This window comes from Pontibacter toksunensis (assembly GCF_042686245.1).
Taxonomy (GTDB): Bacteria; Bacteroidota; Bacteroidia; order Cytophagales; family Hymenobacteraceae; genus Pontibacter; species Pontibacter toksunensis.
Genome location: NZ_JBHUOX010000068.1, coordinates 1 through 3,596 on the forward strand (window position 1 = coordinate 1; position 3,596 = coordinate 3,596).

Sequence of the window (3,596 nt, forward strand, 5' to 3'; positions counted from 1 at the left end):
TTCACGACCAAAGGCATCAAAAACAAAAAAGAGACATCCAACTCCTGGAGGCCGGAGCCTCTCTTTCAGGTGTCAGCGAAGCTGACGAAAACAAAGTAGCCCCGCTGGGCAGGGCTACACAAGATGAGCATCCAGTACCTACCGGTCAGGAGCTCTCTTTCAGGTAAGGTGAAGATAAGAAAAATTCAAATTAATCGCTTGCTTTTAAGACAGAACCTTAAGGCTTGCTTCCATTGGCAGGAGGCTTTTTTAAGCGGCTCTTATTCTTTATTCTATAACGTCGTTCCCAGCCTGCTTTTATCACACACCTTGGAAAAGATAGCGCAAGCCATTAACCATTGATGATCAACGAAACGAATGTTTAAAATAGCTTCGGAGAAGGTGAAGCAAAGGAGATTGAACTTGATGATGATTAGCGTTTTATTTTTTGTTTATTTTCCGGATAATATTATCATGAAATCCCGCCAATGGAGTGCCAGCCAACGCTGTGCGTTGCTCTGAAGAGGTGAGTTTCTCACAGAAGAATGACAAGAAGCTTTGCTGTAGTTTTACGTTGGGCGACTCCTGCCCTATTGGAACTTCCTGGCGCTGCTTCTGTTTTTAGGTGCGCAGGCAAAGCGCTTCCAAAGCTGTTTCCCCACTGCAGGCTGTTGATTTAGGGCTTCCCTCTCCCCAATTACACAAACTTTAACCAGGAGCTGTTTTCCTGATAATCTACTACAACCTCCGTCCCATTAGAGCTGTTAAAGGAGGAAGCCAGGGCCGCTATTTCTTGTTTGACGGACACGATGCAGTTGTCAACTAAATCCTGCCTAAACCCCCGGACAGCAAGCTCCATTACATAGCCTACACAGATAATCCTGCCAAGGATTTTACCCAAATCCACCATTTTGCGCTGCGGTATGGATTCATCCAGCCTGAAGTTTATTTCATCTTTGAAAGAAAGGCAGGCCTCGGAGGTAAGGTTAAAACCCTTGAGGAAATCAAATAAATGCATTTGCTTTTGTTTTTTCATTAGCCGGAGAATCATATCTGCTATCTGGGTGTAAAGCATTTCATTTGATCCCTCAAAAATCTGGAACGGACGGCTATCGACAATTCCCCGCCCCCCAATATGCTGTATCCTATAGCCATTGGCGCCCGAAAGCTGAACCAGTATCTGGGATGATTCCTGCATCAAATCTGATACGACAGCTTTCATACTATTGGCCTCCAATCCTTCTGAAGCCAGGTTATGCTCAATCCCACTAATGTCGCTGCTTCTGGCGCACATGGCAGAACAAATTGTAAAAGCTGACTGTAATCTGCTTATTTGAAACTGGACCTGGTCAAAAGCCAGTAAATTAGATGCCCCTACAATCCTGTTTTCACAATGATGTAATGCCTCATCAAGCATTCGCTGAATAAAACCCATACCCATGCCAGGAAACTGCATCCTGCTTCTATGCAAAATATCCAGCATCATTTTAATGCCAGTTGATTCGGGTTTTAATTTATAATTTACTGGAACTTCAATATCTAATTTATTCAGCCCATACGGGATCATGTAGAGGCCTAGATTATCGTAATACTCTTCTACTATAATCCTTTGGTTGTCCTGTGTGTTGTCGGTAATAAAAAAATCGATATCTCTCTTCAATTCTCCATCACTGCTTTCCTGCCTGCAGGCGATTAACCAGTAGTCGGCCATGCCTGTCAGGCCTTGCCAATGTTTGCTGCCCTTAATTCTATACCCATCAGCAAAGGGTGTATTAACGGTTTTCATGTTTAGTGCGTCGCTGCCATAGTCGGGTTCCGTGATCATGAGACCGCCCATGTTCTGGTGTCTGAGAAAACGATCAAAAATTCCCTTTTTCACCGATTCATCCGCATATTTAGAAACGGGTTCTAAAAACAGCGCTATATTAATTCCAAATATCAGGGAAAGAGGAAGTGATTCGTAAGATGAGGCAGCTAGAACACCTAAACACTCTTTAACGGAGCTCCCACGGCCCCCGTATTGCTCTGGAACGGCTACGGCTAAAGGGACCTTAGCCATAATCTCCTGCAACACCGCTGGAGGCAAACCTCTTTCTAAACTGAGCTCATTGATATCTGTTTTTGAATGAAATAAGGTTTTTAGTGTAGATTCAAAATCCCTTATTAAATCTGAAAACCCAAGCTTTGATACTTCCATTTATCTATTTGTTTTTCACTTTATACTACTAACTGTCTTGTCCTAAATTAGGTTAAAGAATTTAGATATTACCCTTCACAAATATTTGGGAAAATACATCATTCTGGCTCTTATTTCCTCATGTTAAGTTGGGAAATGATCTATAATACGATACTTTCTTAACATTATTTATCTTTTGCTCTAATCGATTTTATGTCAGTTTTTTCAGGATGTGTAAGGATTCCAAATATATCATCCGGCACCAAGTCAATCAAGACATCCCCGTAGAATAAGCTCCTAACAAAGGGGCATAGCCACTGATGAACCTGACACTGTGCCCGAGCCACGTCAGCCGGGACAGGCGTGACAGGGATCCGGCTACCTGGCCAAGGCAGGAACTACAGCCGGGCATCAGTTGCCCAACCCTTTAGCCGCTATTGCGATTCTACCCGAACCGGCTCCTAGAGAGTAAAGCCTTCCTGAGCTGCCATATCCTGTATAGTGCTCCAGGTCAGCACCAGTGGCTAATACTATTGGCTTCATCATCCTGTCAGCCTGTGGGAGCATAAAGAACAGGAGCAGATTGAGCAGCTCTGCCAGCAGAGCAAGTGTCGCTATGGCTCCCCCATGATTGCTGCCAAACGCAAGGAAGAATGTATCAGCACTTCTCCGTCCGCATGTAGCCCAACTGATACAGAAGCATCATATATAGCTTTGTGTAGAAGAAGAACCGGATGAAGTCCACCCACTCTAACCACTTGTAGGATGTGGCGGTGAATTACCCGGACAGATACTTTTATGCTACAAGACCGACAGAGAAATGGGTATCTGATTTATAATATATCAGGACCGGTGACGGCTGGCTCTACCTGATGGCAGTGCTGGACCTGGCCGACAGGAAAGTGGTGGGCTTGGCGCTGAGCCAGAACATGGAGTTGGAATTGATCATCGTGGCGGCCTGCAGATGGCAGTGAGAAAAAGTCCCCTGTTCCATTCATTTTTTGTTTGGCTCCGACAGGAGTGTAGTATGCCTGTGGGTTATGCTATGGAATCGAAACTGCTCCTATTAAAGAAATACTCATTTATGGGTATTTATTCCTACTTATTTAACCACCTACTTTGCGACTTCTTAATCAATTTAACTTATAACCCACAAGAATGAAACGTACATTTACAAGTAAAATTTATGCCCTTATCGTGTTAGTCGCCTTTACTGCTGCCTCATGTGGCGAGGAAAACGATGATGATGATGCAGTAACACCTGACCCCAACCTGAGTGGCTGCAGGTTAACAACTTTAGCTTTCCTGGGAGAGAGTGGCAGCGCCGATGACGATGTAGTTAAGATAGAGTATAATGCACAAGGTTATATTTCTAAAGCAATAGAAGATTATGAGGAAGGCGGTGCTAACTCAGATTACACCAGGTATACCTATGACGCAA

At 44.0% G+C, this 3,596-nt stretch carries 2 protein-coding genes; one reads left to right on the forward strand and one right to left on the reverse strand.

The window, feature by feature from the left end; all coding sequences use genetic code 11:
- Window positions 1–676: 676 nt before the first annotated feature.
- Complete coding sequence (locus ACFS7Z_RS27010; protein ID WP_377492516.1) at window positions 677–2,176, reverse strand: acyl-CoA dehydrogenase family protein; 1,500 nt, start codon at window positions 2,174–2,176, stop codon at window positions 677–679.
- A gap of 1,137 nt (window positions 2,177–3,313) precedes the next feature.
- Between ACFS7Z_RS27010 and ACFS7Z_RS27015 the strand changes: the two genes are divergently transcribed.
- Window positions 3,314–3,596 (forward strand): hypothetical protein (locus ACFS7Z_RS27015; protein ID WP_377492519.1); only part of this gene is annotated, 283 nt, incomplete at its 3' end.